The following is a 14,993-nucleotide window of genomic DNA, read 5'->3' as shown; positions in this document are numbered from 1 at the left end:
CGTCAGAACAGCTCGACTGTCAGCGCAGTCGCTTCGCCACCGCCGATGCACAGCGCCGCGCAACCGCGCTTCAGGTTGCGCTTGCGCAGCGCCCCCAGCAGCGTGACGACGATGCGCGCGCCCGAGGCGCCGATCGGGTGGCCCAGCGCGCAGGCGCCGCCGTGCACGTTGACGATCTCGTGCGCGAGCTTGAACTCGGCCATCGCGGCCATCGTGACCGCGGCGAAGGCCTCGTTGACCTCCCACAGGTCGACCTGGCCCGGCGTCCAGCCGGCCTTCTTCAGCGCCTTGTCGATCGCACCGGCCGGCGCGGTCGAGAACCACTCGGGCGCCTGCGCATGCACCGCGTGCGAGGCGATGCGTGCGATCGGCTTGGCGCCCAGCTTGGCAGCGGTCGATTCGCGCATCAGCACCAGCGCGGCGGCGCCGTCGGAGATGCTGGACGCATTGGCGGCGGTGATCGTGCCGTCTTTCTTGAACGCCGGCTTCAGGCCCGGGATCTTGTCGAGCTTGGCCTTGAACGGCTGCTCGTCGAACTTGACCACCGTGTCGCCGGCCTTGCCGGGCAGCGTGACCGGGGCCATTTCCCAGTCGAAGCTGCCGTCTTCGTTGGCCTGCTTGGCGCGGGTGGTCGAGGCGATCGCGAAGTGGTCTTGCGCTTCGCGGGTGAAGTTGTACTTGGCCACGCAGGCCTCGGCGAACACGCCCATCGCCTTGCCGCGCTCGTAGGCGTCTTCCAGGCCGTCCATCGCCATGTGGTCGAACATCTGCGTGGCACCGTACTTCACGCCCTTGCGCGCGAACATCAGGTGCGGCGCGTTGGTCATGCTTTCCATGCCGCCGGCGACCATCACGTCGGCCGTGCCGGCCAGCAGCATGTCGTGGGCGAACATCATCGCGCGCATGCCCGAGCCGCACATCTTGCTCATCGTGACGGCGCCGGTCGAATCGGGCAGGCCGGCGCGGCGCATGGCCTGGCGCGCGGGCGCCTGGCCTTGGCCGGCCATCAGGCAGTTGCCCATCAGCACCTCGTTGAGAGCGTCGCCCGGCACGCCGGCGCGCTCGACCGCGGCCTTGATGGCCACGCCGCCCAGTTCCCAGGCGGCGAGCGAAGCGAAGTCGCCGAGCAGGCCGCCGATGGGCGTGCGCGCGGCAGAAGCGATGACGATGGAATCGGCCATGGTGGGCTCCTTTTCAGGTCTACAGAAGGGTCAGAAATGCGCGGCGTGCCGGGCGCTGCCGCTACTGCCCCGGCGCTGTGCCGAGAAGCGGCGCTCGGGGTCGTACGGGAAAACATCGTGCACATGGCCGGCGGCGATGCGCTCTTTGTGGCCTTGCCAGAACCCTGCGTCGAGCAGGTCGGCGTGGTGCTTCATGAACACCTCGCGCACCGCCTGGTTGCCGAGCAGGAACGGGCCGAAGGTCTCGGGGAACACGTCGTGCTTGCCGACCGCATACCAGACCTCGCCCGACATCTCTTCTTCTTCGTTGCGCGCCTGCGGCACGCGGCGGAAGTTGCAGTCGGTGATGTACTCGATCTCGTCGTAGTCGTAGAACACGACCTTGCCGTGGCGGGTGACGCCGAAGTTCTTCCACAGCATGTCGCCGGGGAAGATGTTGGCCGCCACCAGGTCCTTGATCGCGTTGCCGTATTCGATGACGGCGTGCTCGGTCTGCGCCGGTGTCGCGTCCTGCAGGAAGATGTTGAGCGGGATCATGCGCCGCTCGATGTAGACGTGCTGCAGGATCACCTCGGTCTGGCCATCGCCGTCGCGGTCGGAGATCTCGAGCAGGCTGGGGCAGAACTTCTGCAGCTCGGCGATCAGCTCGTCTTCGAAGCGCGAGCGCGGGAAAGCCACGTTGCTGAACTCGAGCGTGTCGGCCATGCGGCCCACGCGGTCGTGCTGCTTGACCAGCAGGTACTTGCGCATGATCTGCTCGCGCGTCGTGTCCTTCTGCGGCGGATAGTAGTCCTTGATGACCTTGAACACGAACGGGAAGCTCGGCAGGTCGAACACCAGCATCACCATGCCCTTGATGCCGGGGGCGATGCGCAGCTTGTCCGAGCTGTGGCGCAGGTGCGTCAGGAAGTCGCGGTAAAAGATGTTCTTGCCCTGCTTCTGCAGCCCGATCGCGTTGTAGAGCTCCCAGCGCGGCTTGCGCGGCATCAGCGAACGCAGGAACTGCACGTAGGCCGACGGCACCTCCATGTCGACCAGGAAGTAGGCGCGCGCGAAGCTGAACAGCAGCAGCAGGTCGTCTTCGCCGAACAGCGCCGTGTCGATGACCAGCTGGCCACGCTCGGTGTGCAGGATCGGCAGCGCGAACGGCAGCTCGGAAAAGCCGTTGACGATCTTGCCCACCGCATAGGCGCCCTTGTTGCGGTAGAACAGGCTCGACAGCACCTGGATCTGGAAGTTCGCTCGCGGGCGGAAGTCGCCCAGCGCCTTGAACACCGCCGCCAGCACGTGGTCGGCGTCGCGCCCCAGGTCTTCGAACTCGCGCGCGAGCTGAAAGTTGGTGACCATGCGCAGCACCGTCTCGCGCAGGTTCTCGCGTGTCGGGTAGTAGGCGCGGTAGGTCGGCGTCGCGGCGGGTTCGTCGTTCTCGATGTATTCGGTCGAGACGGCCGGGCGCACGAAGATGAAATCGTTGTGGAAGTAGCTGCGGTGCAGGATCTTCGTGGTCACCGAGTTGAAGAAGGTCTCGGCGCACTCGGGCTGGTGGTGGTTGATCAGCAGGCCGATGTAGTGCAGCTTGACCTGCTGCCAGACGTCCATCGACAGGCTGCTGGCCATGAACTCGGTTTGCAGCCGCTCGGCGTTTTCTTCGACACGCCGGTCGTAGAACTCGATCCGCTCGCGCTGGGCCCGCTGCTGGCCGTGCCAGTCGGCCTGCTCGAAGCGCTGCTTCGCGCTGCGGCTGGCCTCGCGGAACAGGCGGTAGTGCTTGTTGAAGCCATCGAGCATCGCGTCGGCGATGTCGAAGGCGCGGCTGTCGGTGAGCTGCTGCGGAAACATCGGCGGCGCCCCCGGTGGGATCAGGCCGTGACGGCGTAACGGGTGCGGATGCCGGCCAGTGCGGCCTCGTAGGCGGGGTCCACATCCGCCGCGCCGGCCACGGTCATCGACAGGTCTTGCAGCAGGCCGTTGTGCAGCCCGTAGACCCAGCCGTGGATCACCACCGTCTGGCCGCGGCCCCAGGCGTCTTGCACCACCGTGGTGGTGCAGACGTTGCGGGCCTGTTCGAGCACATTGAGCTCGACCAGCGCATCGACCTGCAGCGCCGGGTCGACCTGGTTGAGCCAGGCGCGGTGCTGGTGCCGCACGTCCTGCACATGGCGCAGCCAGTTGTCGACCAGGCCCACGCGCGAGCCATGCAGCGCCGCCTTGACGCCGCCGCAGTTCGAATGGCCGACGACGATGATGTGCTGCACCTTCAGGCTGTCGACCGCGAACTGGATCACCGACAGCGCGTTCAGATCGGAGTGCACGACGACGTTGGCGACATTGCGGTGCACGAACAGCTCGCCCGGCAGCAGGTCGACCAGCTCGTTGGCCGGTACCCGGCTGTCGGCGCAGCCGATCCACAGGTACTGCGGCGTCTGCTGGTTGAGCAGCCGGGTGAAGAACCCGGGTTCGCGCGCTTCGGTCTTCTCGGCCCAGCGGCGGTTGTTGTCGAACAGTTCGGTCAGCTGAGTGGACATGGGCGGGCAGTGGGAGCAGAAGTTGGCGCCAGTGTACGAAGGCGGCCAGCCGCCTCGCTCGGGCCCTGAGGCCTGATGACGCTCAATTGACGTTTACGTAAACGTCAATCATAGCGGGGCCGGCTTACCGTAGCGTTTCGGGGGCCCAATCGTCCCAGTCGGCGCCGGGCTCGGCGCAGCGGCGGCAGTTGGGCGCCGGGGTGCGATCGGCCGGCCGGTCGTGCCAGGCGGCCACCGCGCGCTCGTTGTCGAACTGCACCAGCACGCCCTCGGTGGCGCCCCAGGCCGGGCCGGCTTCGGCGCCCAGCACCGCCGGCCGCCAGGGCTCGCTGTCCAGGTGCGGGCAGAAGGTGCCGGGCAGCAGGCCCAGGCCTTCGCGCACGCCGCCGCCGGGCACGCTGTCGGTGACATAACGCTCGAACCAGCAGTTGGCGCCGGCGCTGATGCCGGCCAGCACGGTGCCCCCCTCGTAGGCCTGGCGCAGCGCGGCGTCGAAGCCGAACTCGCGCCAGACGGCCACCATCGCCACGGTGTTGCCACCGCCGACGAAGACCAGGTCGGCCTCCCGGACCGCCGCGGCGTAGTCGCGCCTCATGTCGAAGGGGAAGAACGCCAGGCAGTCGGGTTCGCAGTCGAGCTTCGAGAAGGCGCGCAGAAACCGCAGCTGGTACAGCTCGCGGTCGCCGCTGGCGGTGGCGACAAACAAGACCTTGGGCCGCGCGCGGCCCGACACGCCGGGCCGCACGAGCGAGAGCAGGTACCGCTCTTGCCACAGGCCGTAGTCTTCGACCGAGAAACCACCGCCGCCGATGGCGACGATGCGGCGCGGGCTGGATGCGCGGGTCATGTCAGCCGGCCGAACGCGCGGGCGCCTTCGCGGCACGGGCCCGCGCCGAGGGCTTCGCGGCGGTGGTCTTGGCCGGCGCCTTGGCCGGTACCTTGATCGCCCCGATCAGCGAGCGGCAACGCGCCTCGTGCTGCTCGATCTCGGCCAGCGTGACCTGGATGTCTTCGAGCTGCTGCTCGAGCTGGCGGCGGTGGTCGCCCAGCACCACCAGGAAGGCCTCGAGCTGCGGCCGCTCGTCGCTGCCCGACTCGTACATGTCGACCAGTTGCTTGACCTCTTGCAGCGACAGCCCGAGCCGCTTGCCGCGCAGCGTGAGCTTCAGCCGCGTGCGGTCGCGGTGGGTGTAGACACGGTTGCGGCCGGCGCGCGCCGGCTCCAGCAGGCCCACATCCTCATAGAAGCGGATCGCGCGCGGCGTGATGTCGAACTCCTGCGCCAGCTCGGTGATCGTGAAGGTGGGCGCAGCGTCCGCCGGGGTGGCGGGCGCCGTCTTCGAGCGCGCGGGTGCAGCCATGGGTAGACTTGACGTTAACGTAAACGTCAGTCTACGCGACTCGCGTCGCCAGCCCCACCTCCCATGAGCAGCCCCAGCGAGAGCGCGTTGAACTACCCCTGGGGCGACCGCCTGCCCGCCATCGGCGAGGCCATCGAGCTGGTGCCCGGCGTGCGCTGGCTGCGCATGGGCCTGCCGTTTGCGCTGGACCACATCAACCTGTGGTTGCTCAAGGACACCGACGAGAACGGCCGCGAAGGCTGGGCCATCGTCGACTGCGGCATCGCCAACGACACGACCCGTGCGGCCTGGGAGCAGATCTTCGCCACCGCGCTCGACGGCTTGCCAGTGCTGCGCGTGATCGTGACCCACATGCACCCCGACCACATCGGCCTGGCCGACTGGCTGTGTCAGCGCCACGGCTGCCGGCTGTGGGTCAGCGCCACCGACTGGAACGCCGCGCGGCTGGCCAGCCAATCGACGACCAGCTTCGGCGGCGAGAGCGCGGCGCAGTTCTTCGCCAGCCACGGGCTGGTCGACCCGGGTGCGCTGGCGGCGGTGCGCGAGCGCCGCAACTACTACGCATCGATGGTGCCCTCGGTACCGAGCGCCTACCACCGCCTGATGGACGGCCAGCCGCTGCGCATCGGCCTGCACGAATGGCAGGCGATCGCCGGCTACGGCCATGCGCCGGAGCACATCGCGCTGTATTCGCGCGGCCTGGGCGTGCTGATCTCGGGCGACATGGTGCTGCCGCGCATCTCGACCAACGTCAGCGTGATCGACCTCGAACCCGAGGCCGACCCGCTGCCGCTGTACCTGCAGTCGATCCGGCGCTTTCTGACGCTGCCGGCCGACACGCTGGTGCTGCCGTCGCATGGCAAACCCTTCAAGGGCCTGCAGGCACGCATCGCGCAACTCGAAGCCCACCACGACGACCGCCTGGCCGACGCATTGGCCGCTTGCCGCGAACGACCCAGGAGCGCCGCTGATTTGCTGCCAGTGCTGTTTCGCCGACCGCTTGATTGGCATCAAACCACCTTCGCGATGGGCGAATCGCTGGCGCACCTGCATGCGCTGCAAAGCCGCGGTCAGCTGCGCGCGCAACGCGACGCGGATGGCATCTGGCGCTTCGGCGCCACCGACACAGCGACGGCGGCGCCATAAAAAAAGGCCGGTCGACATTGCCGACCGGCCCCTCGGGTCTACGGTTTCGCCGTTCGATCCTCCCTGGACCGTCCCTTTTCGCTCACACGTGATGACAGCGAATGGGTGAACTGTGCCTGTGATGCCGGGCACCAACCATCCCCCATTGGGGGGAAGCATCTTGAGAGATACACGGGAGTGCGGCCCCAAATCCCGCAGAGTGTGCGGTTTCGGCGCTCGTTCGCGGACTTCTTGACGTTAGGCAAACACCGGCAGCACCGGGTCGCGCAGTTGCGCCTTGCGGTCTTCGAGGTCGGGGATCACCGAGCGCACCACGTCCCAGAACGCGGCGCTGTGGTTCATCTCGCGCAGATGGGCGAGCTCGTGTGCGACCACGTAGTCGATCACCGGCAGGCCGAAGTGCACCAGCCGCCAGTTCAGGTGGATCGAGCCGTCGGCCGACGCACTGCCCCAGCGCGTTTGCGCCGAGCTCAGGCGCAGCCGCGCGACCCGCACCCCGAGCTGCGGCGCGAAATGCGCGCAGCGCTCTTCGAAGATGCGGCGGGCCTGGCGCTGCAGCCAGCTCTGCACCACATCGCAGATCTGCGCGGCCTGCGCCGACTGCGGCAGGCCGATGTGCAGCGTGAGCTTGGGCACCCCCGGCAAGGCCTCGGCGGACGTGTTCAGCACCGCGCCAGCCACCCGCGGGTCCAACACCAGGATCACGGTCTCGCCAAGAAAGGGCAGCGTCGCCCCATCGCGCCATTCGACCCGCGCCGCCTCGACGCGGCGCTGCCGGTCGCGCTGCTCGACGAGCTTGCGCAGGATCCAGCTCGACTTCTCGCGCAGCGCCGCCTCGATCTCACCTTGCCCGACCCAGCGTGGCGCACTGACCGCGAGCCCCTCGGGCCCGACGGTGAAGCCGATCGACTTGCGCCGCGCCCGCCGCAGCAGATAGGCGACCTGGCATTCGCCGAGGCGAATCTCACGGTCGGCGCGCGGGTGGCGGTGCGTCATCGGGGCGGAAGGAGCAGCCACGGGCGCCGGCGCGGGGCTCGCTGCCGGCGGGGTGCTGTCGAAGGGGTGGGCGCGCGGCGCCGCAGGGGCTGCCGCGACGGGCGGCGGCTCGGCGTCAAACAGCGACAGCTGCTCGGGCGTTTCGGCGGCGGACCTGCGCGACATGAGCGCGCATTTTAGGGGCCCGTGGGCGCAGTGGGCACGCGCCGTGCTACGAATTCAGGGGGCGGATGTTCAAGCTTTGTACGCTTCGGGGTCCAGGCGCCGCATCTCGGCCTCGATCCAGGTTTCGACCTCGCGCATCAGCTCGTCCGGTTCGCGACCCACGGTCGCGATAGGCTGGCCGATCGACACGTCGATCACGCCGGGCCGCAGCAGAAAGCTCTTGCGCGGCCAGCAGCGCGCCGAGGTCACCGCGATCGGCACCACCGGGGTGCCGGTGGCCGCGGCCAGCCGGGTGGCGCCAGACTTGTAGACGCCCTGCTCGCCGCGCGCCGTGCGGGTGCCCTCGGGGAACATGATGACCCAGTTGCCCTGCTCCATGTAGCGCTTGCCCTGCTCGGCCACCTTGGTCCAGGCCTGGGCGCGCTTGCTGCGGTCGATGTGGATCATGTCCAGGCTGCCGATGGCCCAGCCGAAGAACGGGATCCACAGCAGCTCGCGCTTGAACACGTAGCACAGCGGGTGCGGCATCAGCATCGGGAAGGCGAAGGTTTCCCAGGTCGACTGGTGCTTGGGCGCCAGCAGCACGGCGGCGCGCGCGTCGGCCGCGGTCGGCACGTTGTCCATGCCCTGCACGCGCCACTTCACGCCGCAGATGATGCGCGCGCCCCAGATCGCCGTGGCCAGCCAGCGGGCGCAGACCCAGTACAGCGGCGTGCCGCGCACGAAGATCGACATCAGCACGACGAAGGTGGCCCAGGGCACCACCGTGACCGCCAACCACACGAAGAACAATGCCGAGCGCAGGGTCCAGCCGAGACGTTGCATGAAGAAAGAAAGGATCGGTCAGACAGCGAAGCGCGCCGCCAACTCTTGTTGCAGCAGATGGCTCGCGAACGATGCCAGGTCGTCGTGCACCACCGTGCCGGGCACCGCCGCCGCCCATTGGGCCAGCTCGGCCTCGGTGACCAGGCTGGCGCGCCCGCTGCGCACCAGGTGCGGCGGGCAGCCGGCGGCCTGCGCGGCTTCGAGGTCGCGCAGCGTGTCGGCCACCATCGGCACCTGCGACAGATCGGCGCCGTAGCGCTGGGCGATGTCGTGCATCATGCCCGGCAGCGGCTTGCGGCAATCGCAACCGTCGTCGCGGGTGTGCGGGCAGAAGAACACGGCGTCGAGCCGGCCGCCCTTGGTGGCCAGCATCTTCATCATGTGCAGGTGCACCGCGTTGACGGCCGACATGTCGATCATGCCGCGGCCGATGCCGGCCTGGTTGGTGGCCACCACCACGTGCCAGCCGGCATGGTTGAGCTTGGCCACCGCCTCCAGCGCGCCCGGGATCGGCTCCCACTCGGACGGCTCCTTCACGTGGTCCTCGCGGAACCGGTTCAGGATGCCATCGCGGCCGACGATGATCAGCTTGGGGACCTGCATGGTGGTTGCCTTTCGGGAGCCTGCTCGGGGCGGATCAGGCGGCCAGGCGCGACAGGTCGGCCACGCGGTTCATCGCCGCATGCAGCCGGCCCAGCAAGGCCAGGCGGTTGGCGCGCAGCGCCGGGTCGTCGGCGTTGACCATCACGCTGTCGAAGAAGGCATCGACCGGCGTGCGCAGCGCCGCCAGTTCGCGCAGCGAGCCGGTGTAGTCGCCGCTGTCGAACAGCGCGGTCGAGCGCGGCTGCACATCGTTGATCGCGTCGAACAGCGCGCGCTCGGCGCTTTCGGCCAGCAGGCTGTCGCGCACCTCGGTCGGCAACTCGCCCTCGACCTTCTTCAGGATGTTGCCGACGCGCTTGTTGGCCGCCGCGAGCGCGGCCGCTTCGGGCAGCGCCGCGAAGGCCCGCACGGCGTCCAGGCGCTTCTTCACATCGGCCAGGCGTTGCGGCGCCAGCGCCAGCACCGCGTCGACCTCTTGGGCCGTGTAGCCTTGCTCGCGCAGCTGGCCACCCAGGCGCTCGGCGAAGAAGGTCTGCAGCGCGGCGCTCGGGTCCTTGATCAGGCTGCCGAAGGCCGGCACCGCGGCGGCGATCAGGCTGTCCAGCCCCAGCGGCAGCGCGCGTTCGACCAGCATGCGGATCACGCCCAGCGCATGGCGGCGCAGTGCGAACGGGTCTTTGTCGCCGGTGGGCAGCTGGCCGATGCCGAACAGGCCGACCAGGGTTTCGAGCTTGTCGGCCAGCGCCACCACCAGGCCCACGTCGTTGCGCGGCAGCTCGTCGCCGGCGAAGCGCGGCTTGTAGTGGTCTTCGACCGCGAACGCGATCGCCTCGGGCTCGCCGTCGTGGCGGGCGTAGTAGCCGCCCATGATGCCCTGCAGCTCGGGGAACTCGCCGACCATGTCGGTCAGCAGGTCGGCCTTGGCCAGCAGCGCGGCGCGGTCGGCCTGGGCCGCCAGGTTCTCGTTGCCAAGCTGCGCGGCGATCGCACGCGCGATCGCCATCACGCGCTGCACGCGCTCGCCCTGCGAGCCGAGCTTGCCGTGGTAGACCACCTTGGCCAGCCCCAGCACGCGCGACTCGAGCGTCTTCTTGCGGTCCTGATCGAAGAAGAACTTGGCATCGGCCAGGCGCGGGCGCACGACGCGCTCGTTGCCGCCGATCACCGCACTCGCGTCCTCGGGCCGGATGTTGCTGACGAGCAGGAACTGGTTCGTCAGCTTGCCCTGCGCATCGAGCAGCGGAAAGTACTTCTGGTTGGCCTTCATCGTCAGGATCAGGCATTCCTGCGGCACGCCGAGGAATTCTGATTCGAACTGGCAGGCCAGCACGTTGGGCCGCTCGACCAGCGCAGTCACTTCGTCGAGCAGCGCGTCGTCGTCGATCGGCTTCAGGCCGCGCGCAGCGGCCGCTGCGTCGAGCTGGCGCACGATCTCGGCGCGGCGCTCGGCAAAGCCGGCGATCACCGCGCCCTGCTCGACCATCTGCGCCGCGTAGCTGTCGGCATCGACCAGCTCGATCTGCGGCGTCAGCGCTTCGAAGCGGTGGCCCTGCGTCGTGCGGCCGGCGGTGAGGCCCAGCACGCTGACCGGCACCACCGTGGCGCCGTGCAGCGCAACCAGGCCGTGCGCCGGGCGCACGAACTTGACGTCGGTCCAGCCGTCGGCCAACTGGTAGGTCATGACCTTCGGGATCGGCAGCTTGGCCAGCGTCTCTTCGAGCGCCTTCTGCAGCCCTTCGGCCAATGTGGCGCCGGGCACCACGCTGTCGAGGAACAGCGCTTCGGCCTTGCCGTCCATCGCGCGCTTGAGCTGCGGCACGGCCGACGCATCGGCGCCGAGCGCGGCCAGCTTCTTCAGCAGTGCGGGCGTCGGCTGGCCGTCGGCCGTCAGCGCCACGGCCACCGGCATCAGCTTTTGCTGCACCGCGCGGTCGGCGGCCTTGGCCGCCACACCGGCCACCTGCACGCCCAAGCGGCGCGGCGATGCGTACGGCGTGAGGGCTGCATCGGCGGCGGCCAGGCCTTGTGATTTCAGGCTGGCGGCCAGCGTGCCGGCGAATTCTTCGCCCAGCTTCTTCAGCGCCTTGGGCGGCAGTTCTTCGACGAAGAGTTCAACGAGGAGGTTTTGGGCGGTCATGGCTTCGGGCCGTCCTTCTGTTCGAGCTGGGCCAGCACTTCGTCGGCCCAGGCCTTGGGCGCCATCGGGAAGCCCAGGCGGGCGCGGCTGGCGAGATAGCTTTGTGCGACAGCGCGAGCCAGGTTGCGGATGCGGCCGATGTAGGCGGCGCGCTCGGTCACGCTGATCGCACCACGCGCGTCCAGCAGGTTGAAACTGTGGCCGGCCTTCAGCAGCTGCTCGTAGGCGGGCAGCGCGAGCTGCTGTTCCATCAGGTACTTCGATTGCTTCTCGTGCGCGTTGAACGCCGTCAGCAGGAACTCGACGTCGGAGTGCTCGAAGTTGTAGGTGCTCTGCTCGATCTCGTTCTGCAGGAACACGTCGCCGTACTTGATGCCGGGCGCGTACTGCAGGTCGTAGACGTTCTCCACGCCTTGCAGGTACATCGCCAGCCGCTCCAGGCCATAGGTGATCTCGCCGGTCGCGGGCTTGCAGTCGATGCCGCCGACCTGCTGGAAGTAGGTGAACTGCGTCACCTCCATGCCGTTGAGCCAGACCTCCCAGCCCAGGCCCCAGCAACCGAGCGTCGGGTTCTCCCAATCGTCTTCGACGAAGCGCACGTCGTTCTTCTTCAGGTCGAAGCCGAGCGCTTCGAGCGAGCCGAGGTACAGCTCCAGGATGTTGGCCGGCGCGGGCTTGAGCACCACCTGGTACTGGTAGTAGTGCTGCAGGCGGTTCGGGTTCTGGCCGTAGCGGCCGTCCTTGGGCCGGCGGCTGGGCTGCACGTAGGCGGCCTTCCACGGCTCGGGGCCGAGCGCGCGCAAGAAGGTGGCGGTGTGGCTGGTGCCCGCGCCCACCTCCATGTCGTAGGGCTGCAGCAGCGCGCAACCTTGCGCGTCCCAGTAGTCCTGCAGGCGGAGGATGAGTTGCTGGAAGGTCAGCATGGAAGCTCGAGCGATGAAAACTGGGGATTCTAGGAGCCGCCTGTCCTAGGGGGCGGATTCCCTGGGCCTGGGGATCGGCACCGGGCCCCAACCCGGAGACAGTGGCGACGCCGCCGGCGATGGGATCGGGCGGCGCGAAACCACAAACCCAAGGAGAAACCTTCCATGAAGTTCCGTCACCAGGCCGCCTGTGCCGCCGCCCTGTTCGCCCTCGCCGCCGCGGCCCAGGCCAAGGTCATCATCTCGGGCACCTACCCGGCCAACTTCGCCTTCAGCGCAGCGACCGCCTTTGTGCCGCTGGCAACGAACGGCGCCACCTCGCGCACCTTCAACATCACCGCGGCCGCGACCTACGTGATGACGTTCTCGGCCGAGTGCTCGGTCGACGCTCCGGCCGGCAACAGCACCGCCTGGGTCGACCTCGACGTGATGGTCGACGGCGTGGCGGTCGCCCCCACCGTGGGCACGGCCGATGCCTTCTGCGGCGCCAACGGCACCGCGGGCTTCGACGGCTGGGTGCGCCCGTCGATCACGCTGCCGGTGCGGCTGGACGTGGGCAGCCACACGCTGCAGGTGCAGGGCCGCCTGAACAACGGCGCCACCGGCGGCTGGGTCAGCGATATTTCGATGGTGATCCACCAGTGAGGTGGAGGCGTCGGCTGGCGCCCCAGCCGACCAGGCCGATGAGCCACAGCGGCCACAGGCCCAGGGCCCCCAGCCAGCGCGCATAGGGCGTCACGCCGCGCCGGCCCTCGACCTCGGCGTCGAGCGTGCCGGCGGTTTCTGCCGGCAGCCGCGCGGTCACGCGGCCGCGGTGGTCGATCACCGCGGTCGCCCCGGTGTTGGTGGCACGCACCATCGGCCGCTGGAATTCGAGCGCGCGCAGGCGCGAGAACTGCAGGTCCTGGTCTTGCACCATGTGGCGGCCGAACCAGGCCAGGTTGCTGACGTTGACCAGCATCGTCGCGGCCTCGGGGCCGTCGCCGGCGCTGGTCACCATGTGCTCGCCGAACAGGTCTTCGTAGCAGATCAGCGGCCGCAGGCGCTGGCCACCGGCGGCGAACGGCGCCTCGCTGCGGCCGTTGGCCTGGTCGCCGAGCGGGATCTGCATCAGCTCGACGAACCAGCGAAAGCCCAGCGGCACGTATTCGCCGAACGGCAGCAGGTGGCGCTTGCCGTAGCTGTAGCCTTCGCCGGCCGCCGACACGCCGACCACCGAGTTGACATAGCCGTCCTGCTCGTTGCCCAGAAAGGTGCCGATCAGCGCCGATCGGGGCCCGCTGCGGAACGGGTCGGTCAGCTGGCGCCAGTAGGCCGGGTCAAGCTGGTCTTTCGGGATCGGCAGCACCGACTCTGGCGTGACGACCAGGTCGCCCTGCGCCGATTGCAGCTGCGCCTGCAGCGCCGCCATCTGGCCGACGATGCGGTCGGCGTCGAACTTCAGGTCTTGCGGCACGTTCGGCTGCAGCAGGCTGACACGCAGCGTGCCGGCGGGCTCGGTGAATTCATGGGGTGCCAGCCAGGCGACGATCGGCAGCGCCAGCGCCGCCGCCAGCAGTGCCCACGAGCGTGTGCGGGCGTGCCACCCCAGCGCCAAGGTCATCGCCAGCAGCGCGGCCACCGCGCCGATGCCGTACACCCCCACCCACGGCGCCAGTGCCGCCAGCGCGCCATCGCTGTGCGCGTAGCCCGAGGCAATCCATGGGAAACCGGTGAAGAACTGGGCGCGCGCCAGCTCGGCCAGCAGCCAGCAGGCGGCAAAGCCCAACGCATCGGGCACCGGCCGGCCACGGCGGCGCCAGGCGAACAAGGCCATCGCCGCGGCCAGGTAGAGCGACAACGCCGCCGCCAGCACCACCACCGCCGCGGCGGCCAGCGGCGCCGGCATGGCACCGTAGTCGTGCATGCTGATGTAGAGCCACCACCAGCCCGACGCGAGCCAGCCCACGCCGAAACAGAAGCCGCGCCCGGCCGCCTGCCGCGGCGTGGCTTCGCGCACGCTCCAGGCCAGCCCGGCCAGCGCGGCGATCTGCAGCGGCCACCAGCCCAGCGGCGCGAACGACGCCGTGTGCAGCCCGCCGGCGAGCAGCATCGCCAGCGGCCAGAACCCCGGGCGCTTCACGCGTCGGCGTCGGCCGCGTCGGCCGGCTTGGGCAGGCGCTGGACCTTGAACCAGCGCACCGCACCACCGCGCGTCAGCATCACCGAGAAGCGCAGGTTCGCCACCTCGACCGATTCGCCGCGCCGCGGCACCCGGCCCAGCTCGTGGGCAATCAGGCCACCGATGGTGTCGAAATCGTCTTGCGGCAGCGCAACCGCGAAGGCTTCGTTGACCGACGCGATCGCCGCGTCGCCGGCCACCCGGTGGCTGCCGTCGGCCAGCGTGTAGACCGCATCGGCGGCGCTGGCGGCGGCGGCGTCGTCGAACTCGTCCTCGATCTCGCCGACGATCTCTTCGAGCACATCTTCGATCGTCAACAGCCCGGCGGTGGTGCCGAACTCGTCGATCACGATCGCCAGGTGGTTGCGGTTGGTGCGGAAGTCGCGCAGCAGCTCGTTCAGGCCCTTGCTTTCGGGCACGAAGACCGCCGGGCGCAGCAGCGTGCGCAGGTTCAGCTCGGGCGCACGCTGCAGCTTGAGCAGGTCTTTGGCCAGCAGGATGCCGATGATGTTGTCGCGCGACCCTTCGGTGACCGGAAAGCGCGAGTGGCCGGTGCCGATCACGACGGCCAGCAACTCGTCGTAGGGCGCGTCGATGTCCAGCAGGTCCATCCGCGGCGCGGCGACCATCACGTCGCCGGCCACCATGTCGGCCATGCGGATCACGCCTTCGAGCATGGCGCGCGACTGCGGCTCGATCAGCTCGCGGTGCTCGGCCTCGGCCAGCGTCTCGATCAGTTCGTCCTTGGAGTCGGGGCCGGGCGAAATGAATTCGACCAGGCGCTCGAACAGCGTGCGCTTGTCGCTGCGCTCAGGGGCATGGTCGCCGCCTGGGCCGCGGTGAGCGTGGGCGCCCTTTTTCGGCGAGGCCGGGGCGCGATGAGACTGGGGATCGGACACAAGGGTGCCGGCAATTGCGGGGGACCTAGGATACCTGAACGCCTTGACAGGCCCAGCCCCCTACACTGCGG

General features: G+C 69.1%; 14 protein-coding genes. 2 read left to right on the top strand and 12 right to left on the bottom strand.

Annotation, left to right across the window (positions count from 1 at the left end; genetic code table 11):
• Positions 1-2: 2 nt before the first annotated feature.
• From ACE3SG_RS19310 to ACE3SG_RS19290, 5 genes are all read right to left on the bottom strand, one after another.
• Positions 3-1,181, bottom strand: coding sequence for an acetyl-CoA C-acyltransferase (locus tag ACE3SG_RS19310; protein WP_374567750.1), 1,179 nt, complete (start codon positions 1,179-1,181; stop codon positions 3-5).
• Positions 1,182-1,211: 30 nt separating this feature from the next.
• On the bottom strand, positions 1,212-3,020 hold the full coding sequence (aceK, locus tag ACE3SG_RS19305) for a bifunctional isocitrate dehydrogenase kinase/phosphatase (RefSeq protein WP_374567749.1): 1,809 nt from the start codon (positions 3,018-3,020) through the stop codon (positions 1,212-1,214).
• 20 nt (positions 3,021-3,040) lie between these two features.
• Entirely contained in the window at positions 3,041-3,706 is a 666-nt protein-coding gene (gene can, locus ACE3SG_RS19300) for a carbonate dehydratase (protein WP_374567748.1), read from the bottom strand.
• A 124-nt stretch (positions 3,707-3,830) separates the two neighbouring features.
• Positions 3,831-4,553, bottom strand: a complete 723-nt coding sequence (locus ACE3SG_RS19295; protein WP_374567747.1) for a Type 1 glutamine amidotransferase-like domain-containing protein — start codon at positions 4,551-4,553, stop codon at positions 3,831-3,833.
• A gap of 1 nt (position 4,554) precedes the next feature.
• Positions 4,555-5,067 (bottom strand): MerR family DNA-binding transcriptional regulator, encoded by a 513-nt coding sequence (locus ACE3SG_RS19290; RefSeq protein ID WP_374567745.1) that lies wholly within the window; start codon positions 5,065-5,067, stop codon positions 4,555-4,557.
• A 63-nt stretch (positions 5,068-5,130) separates the two neighbouring features.
• Here ACE3SG_RS19290 and ACE3SG_RS19285 point away from each other — a divergent pair, with 63 nt between their 5' ends.
• Positions 5,131-6,213, top strand: coding sequence for an MBL fold metallo-hydrolase (locus ACE3SG_RS19285; RefSeq protein ID WP_374567743.1), 1,083 nt, complete (start codon positions 5,131-5,133; stop codon positions 6,211-6,213).
• A 237-nt stretch (positions 6,214-6,450) separates the two neighbouring features.
• Here the strand turns inward: ACE3SG_RS19285 and ACE3SG_RS19280 are convergent, their stop codons facing one another.
• The 5 genes from ACE3SG_RS19280 to glyQ form a co-directional block, all read right to left on the bottom strand.
• The gene (locus tag ACE3SG_RS19280) at positions 6,451-7,374 is read right to left on the bottom strand and encodes a M48 family metallopeptidase (protein ID WP_374567741.1); all 924 of its coding nucleotides are present in this window, start codon (positions 7,372-7,374) and stop codon (positions 6,451-6,453) included.
• A 69-nt stretch (positions 7,375-7,443) separates the two neighbouring features.
• Positions 7,444-8,199 carry a lysophospholipid acyltransferase family protein gene (locus ACE3SG_RS19275; RefSeq protein ID WP_374567740.1) on the bottom strand — a complete coding sequence of 252 codons (756 nt, stop codon included), beginning with the start codon at positions 8,197-8,199 and terminating at the stop codon, positions 7,444-7,446.
• 18 nt (positions 8,200-8,217) lie between these two features.
• The gene (gene gmhB, locus ACE3SG_RS19270) at positions 8,218-8,802 is read right to left on the bottom strand and encodes a D-glycero-beta-D-manno-heptose 1,7-bisphosphate 7-phosphatase (RefSeq protein ID WP_374567738.1); all 585 of its coding nucleotides are present in this window, start codon (positions 8,800-8,802) and stop codon (positions 8,218-8,220) included.
• Between the two features lie 34 nt (positions 8,803-8,836).
• On the bottom strand, positions 8,837-10,939 hold the full coding sequence (gene glyS, locus ACE3SG_RS19265) for a glycine--tRNA ligase subunit beta (protein ID WP_374567737.1): 2,103 nt from the start codon (positions 10,937-10,939) through the stop codon (positions 8,837-8,839).
• Positions 10,936-11,862, bottom strand: a complete 927-nt coding sequence (glyQ, locus tag ACE3SG_RS19260) for a glycine--tRNA ligase subunit alpha (RefSeq protein ID WP_374567735.1) — start codon at positions 11,860-11,862, stop codon at positions 10,936-10,938. Before glyQ ends, glyS begins: the two co-directional genes overlap by 4 nt.
• Positions 11,863-12,027: 165 nt before the next feature.
• Here glyQ and ACE3SG_RS19255 point away from each other — a divergent pair, with 165 nt between their 5' ends.
• A complete protein-coding gene (locus tag ACE3SG_RS19255) occupies positions 12,028-12,507 on the top strand; it encodes a hypothetical protein (protein WP_374567734.1) in 480 nt (159 codons plus the stop codon).
• On the opposite strand, the gene lnt is transcribed toward ACE3SG_RS19255, so the two are convergent.
• Together lnt and ACE3SG_RS19245 are read right to left on the bottom strand one after the other, a co-directional pair.
• Entirely contained in the window at positions 12,476-13,984 is a 1,509-nt protein-coding gene (gene lnt, locus ACE3SG_RS19250) for an apolipoprotein N-acyltransferase (RefSeq protein ID WP_374567732.1), read from the bottom strand. The two genes, ACE3SG_RS19255 and lnt, sit on opposite strands and share 32 nt — an antisense overlap.
• Complete coding sequence (locus tag ACE3SG_RS19245; protein ID WP_374567730.1) at positions 13,981-14,922, bottom strand: HlyC/CorC family transporter; 942 nt, start codon at positions 14,920-14,922, stop codon at positions 13,981-13,983. Before ACE3SG_RS19245 ends, lnt begins: the two co-directional genes overlap by 4 nt.
• Positions 14,923-14,993 lie beyond the last annotated feature (71 nt).

This window comes from Ideonella sp. (genome assembly GCF_041914305.1).
GTDB lineage: Bacteria > Pseudomonadota > Gammaproteobacteria > Burkholderiales > Burkholderiaceae_C > Ideonella.
The sequence above is the reverse complement of the archived record's forward strand: the minus strand, read 5'-3'. Positions and strand labels throughout refer to the sequence as shown.

What these genes read in the sequence shown, in the direction of transcription:
- ACE3SG_RS19310 (WP_374567750.1), bottom strand. Translation starts at nt 1,181, where the DNA reads ATGGCCGATTCCATCGTCATCGCTTCTGCCGCGCGCACGCCCATCGGC.
- aceK (WP_374567749.1), bottom strand. Translation starts at nt 3,020, where the DNA reads ATGTTTCCGCAGCAGCTCACCGACAGCCGCGCCTTCGACATCGCCGAC.
- can (WP_374567748.1), bottom strand. Translation starts at nt 3,706, where the DNA reads ATGTCCACTCAGCTGACCGAACTGTTCGACAACAACCGCCGCTGGGCC.
- ACE3SG_RS19295 (WP_374567747.1), bottom strand. Translation starts at nt 4,553, where the DNA reads ATGACCCGCGCATCCAGCCCGCGCCGCATCGTCGCCATCGGCGGCGGT.
- ACE3SG_RS19290 (WP_374567745.1), bottom strand. Translation starts at nt 5,067, where the DNA reads ATGGCTGCACCCGCGCGCTCGAAGACGGCGCCCGCCACCCCGGCGGAC.
- ACE3SG_RS19285 (WP_374567743.1), top strand. Translation starts at nt 5,131, where the DNA reads ATGAGCAGCCCCAGCGAGAGCGCGTTGAACTACCCCTGGGGCGACCGC.
- ACE3SG_RS19280 (WP_374567741.1), bottom strand. Translation starts at nt 7,374, where the DNA reads ATGTCGCGCAGGTCCGCCGCCGAAACGCCCGAGCAGCTGTCGCTGTTT.
- ACE3SG_RS19275 (WP_374567740.1), bottom strand. Translation starts at nt 8,199, where the DNA reads ATGCAACGTCTCGGCTGGACCCTGCGCTCGGCATTGTTCTTCGTGTGG.
- gmhB (WP_374567738.1), bottom strand. Translation starts at nt 8,802, where the DNA reads ATGCAGGTCCCCAAGCTGATCATCGTCGGCCGCGATGGCATCCTGAAC.
- glyS (WP_374567737.1), bottom strand. Translation starts at nt 10,939, where the DNA reads ATGACCGCCCAAAACCTCCTCGTTGAACTCTTCGTCGAAGAACTGCCG.
- glyQ (WP_374567735.1), bottom strand. Translation starts at nt 11,862, where the DNA reads ATGCTGACCTTCCAGCAACTCATCCTCCGCCTGCAGGACTACTGGGAC.
- ACE3SG_RS19255 (WP_374567734.1), top strand. Translation starts at nt 12,028, where the DNA reads ATGAAGTTCCGTCACCAGGCCGCCTGTGCCGCCGCCCTGTTCGCCCTC.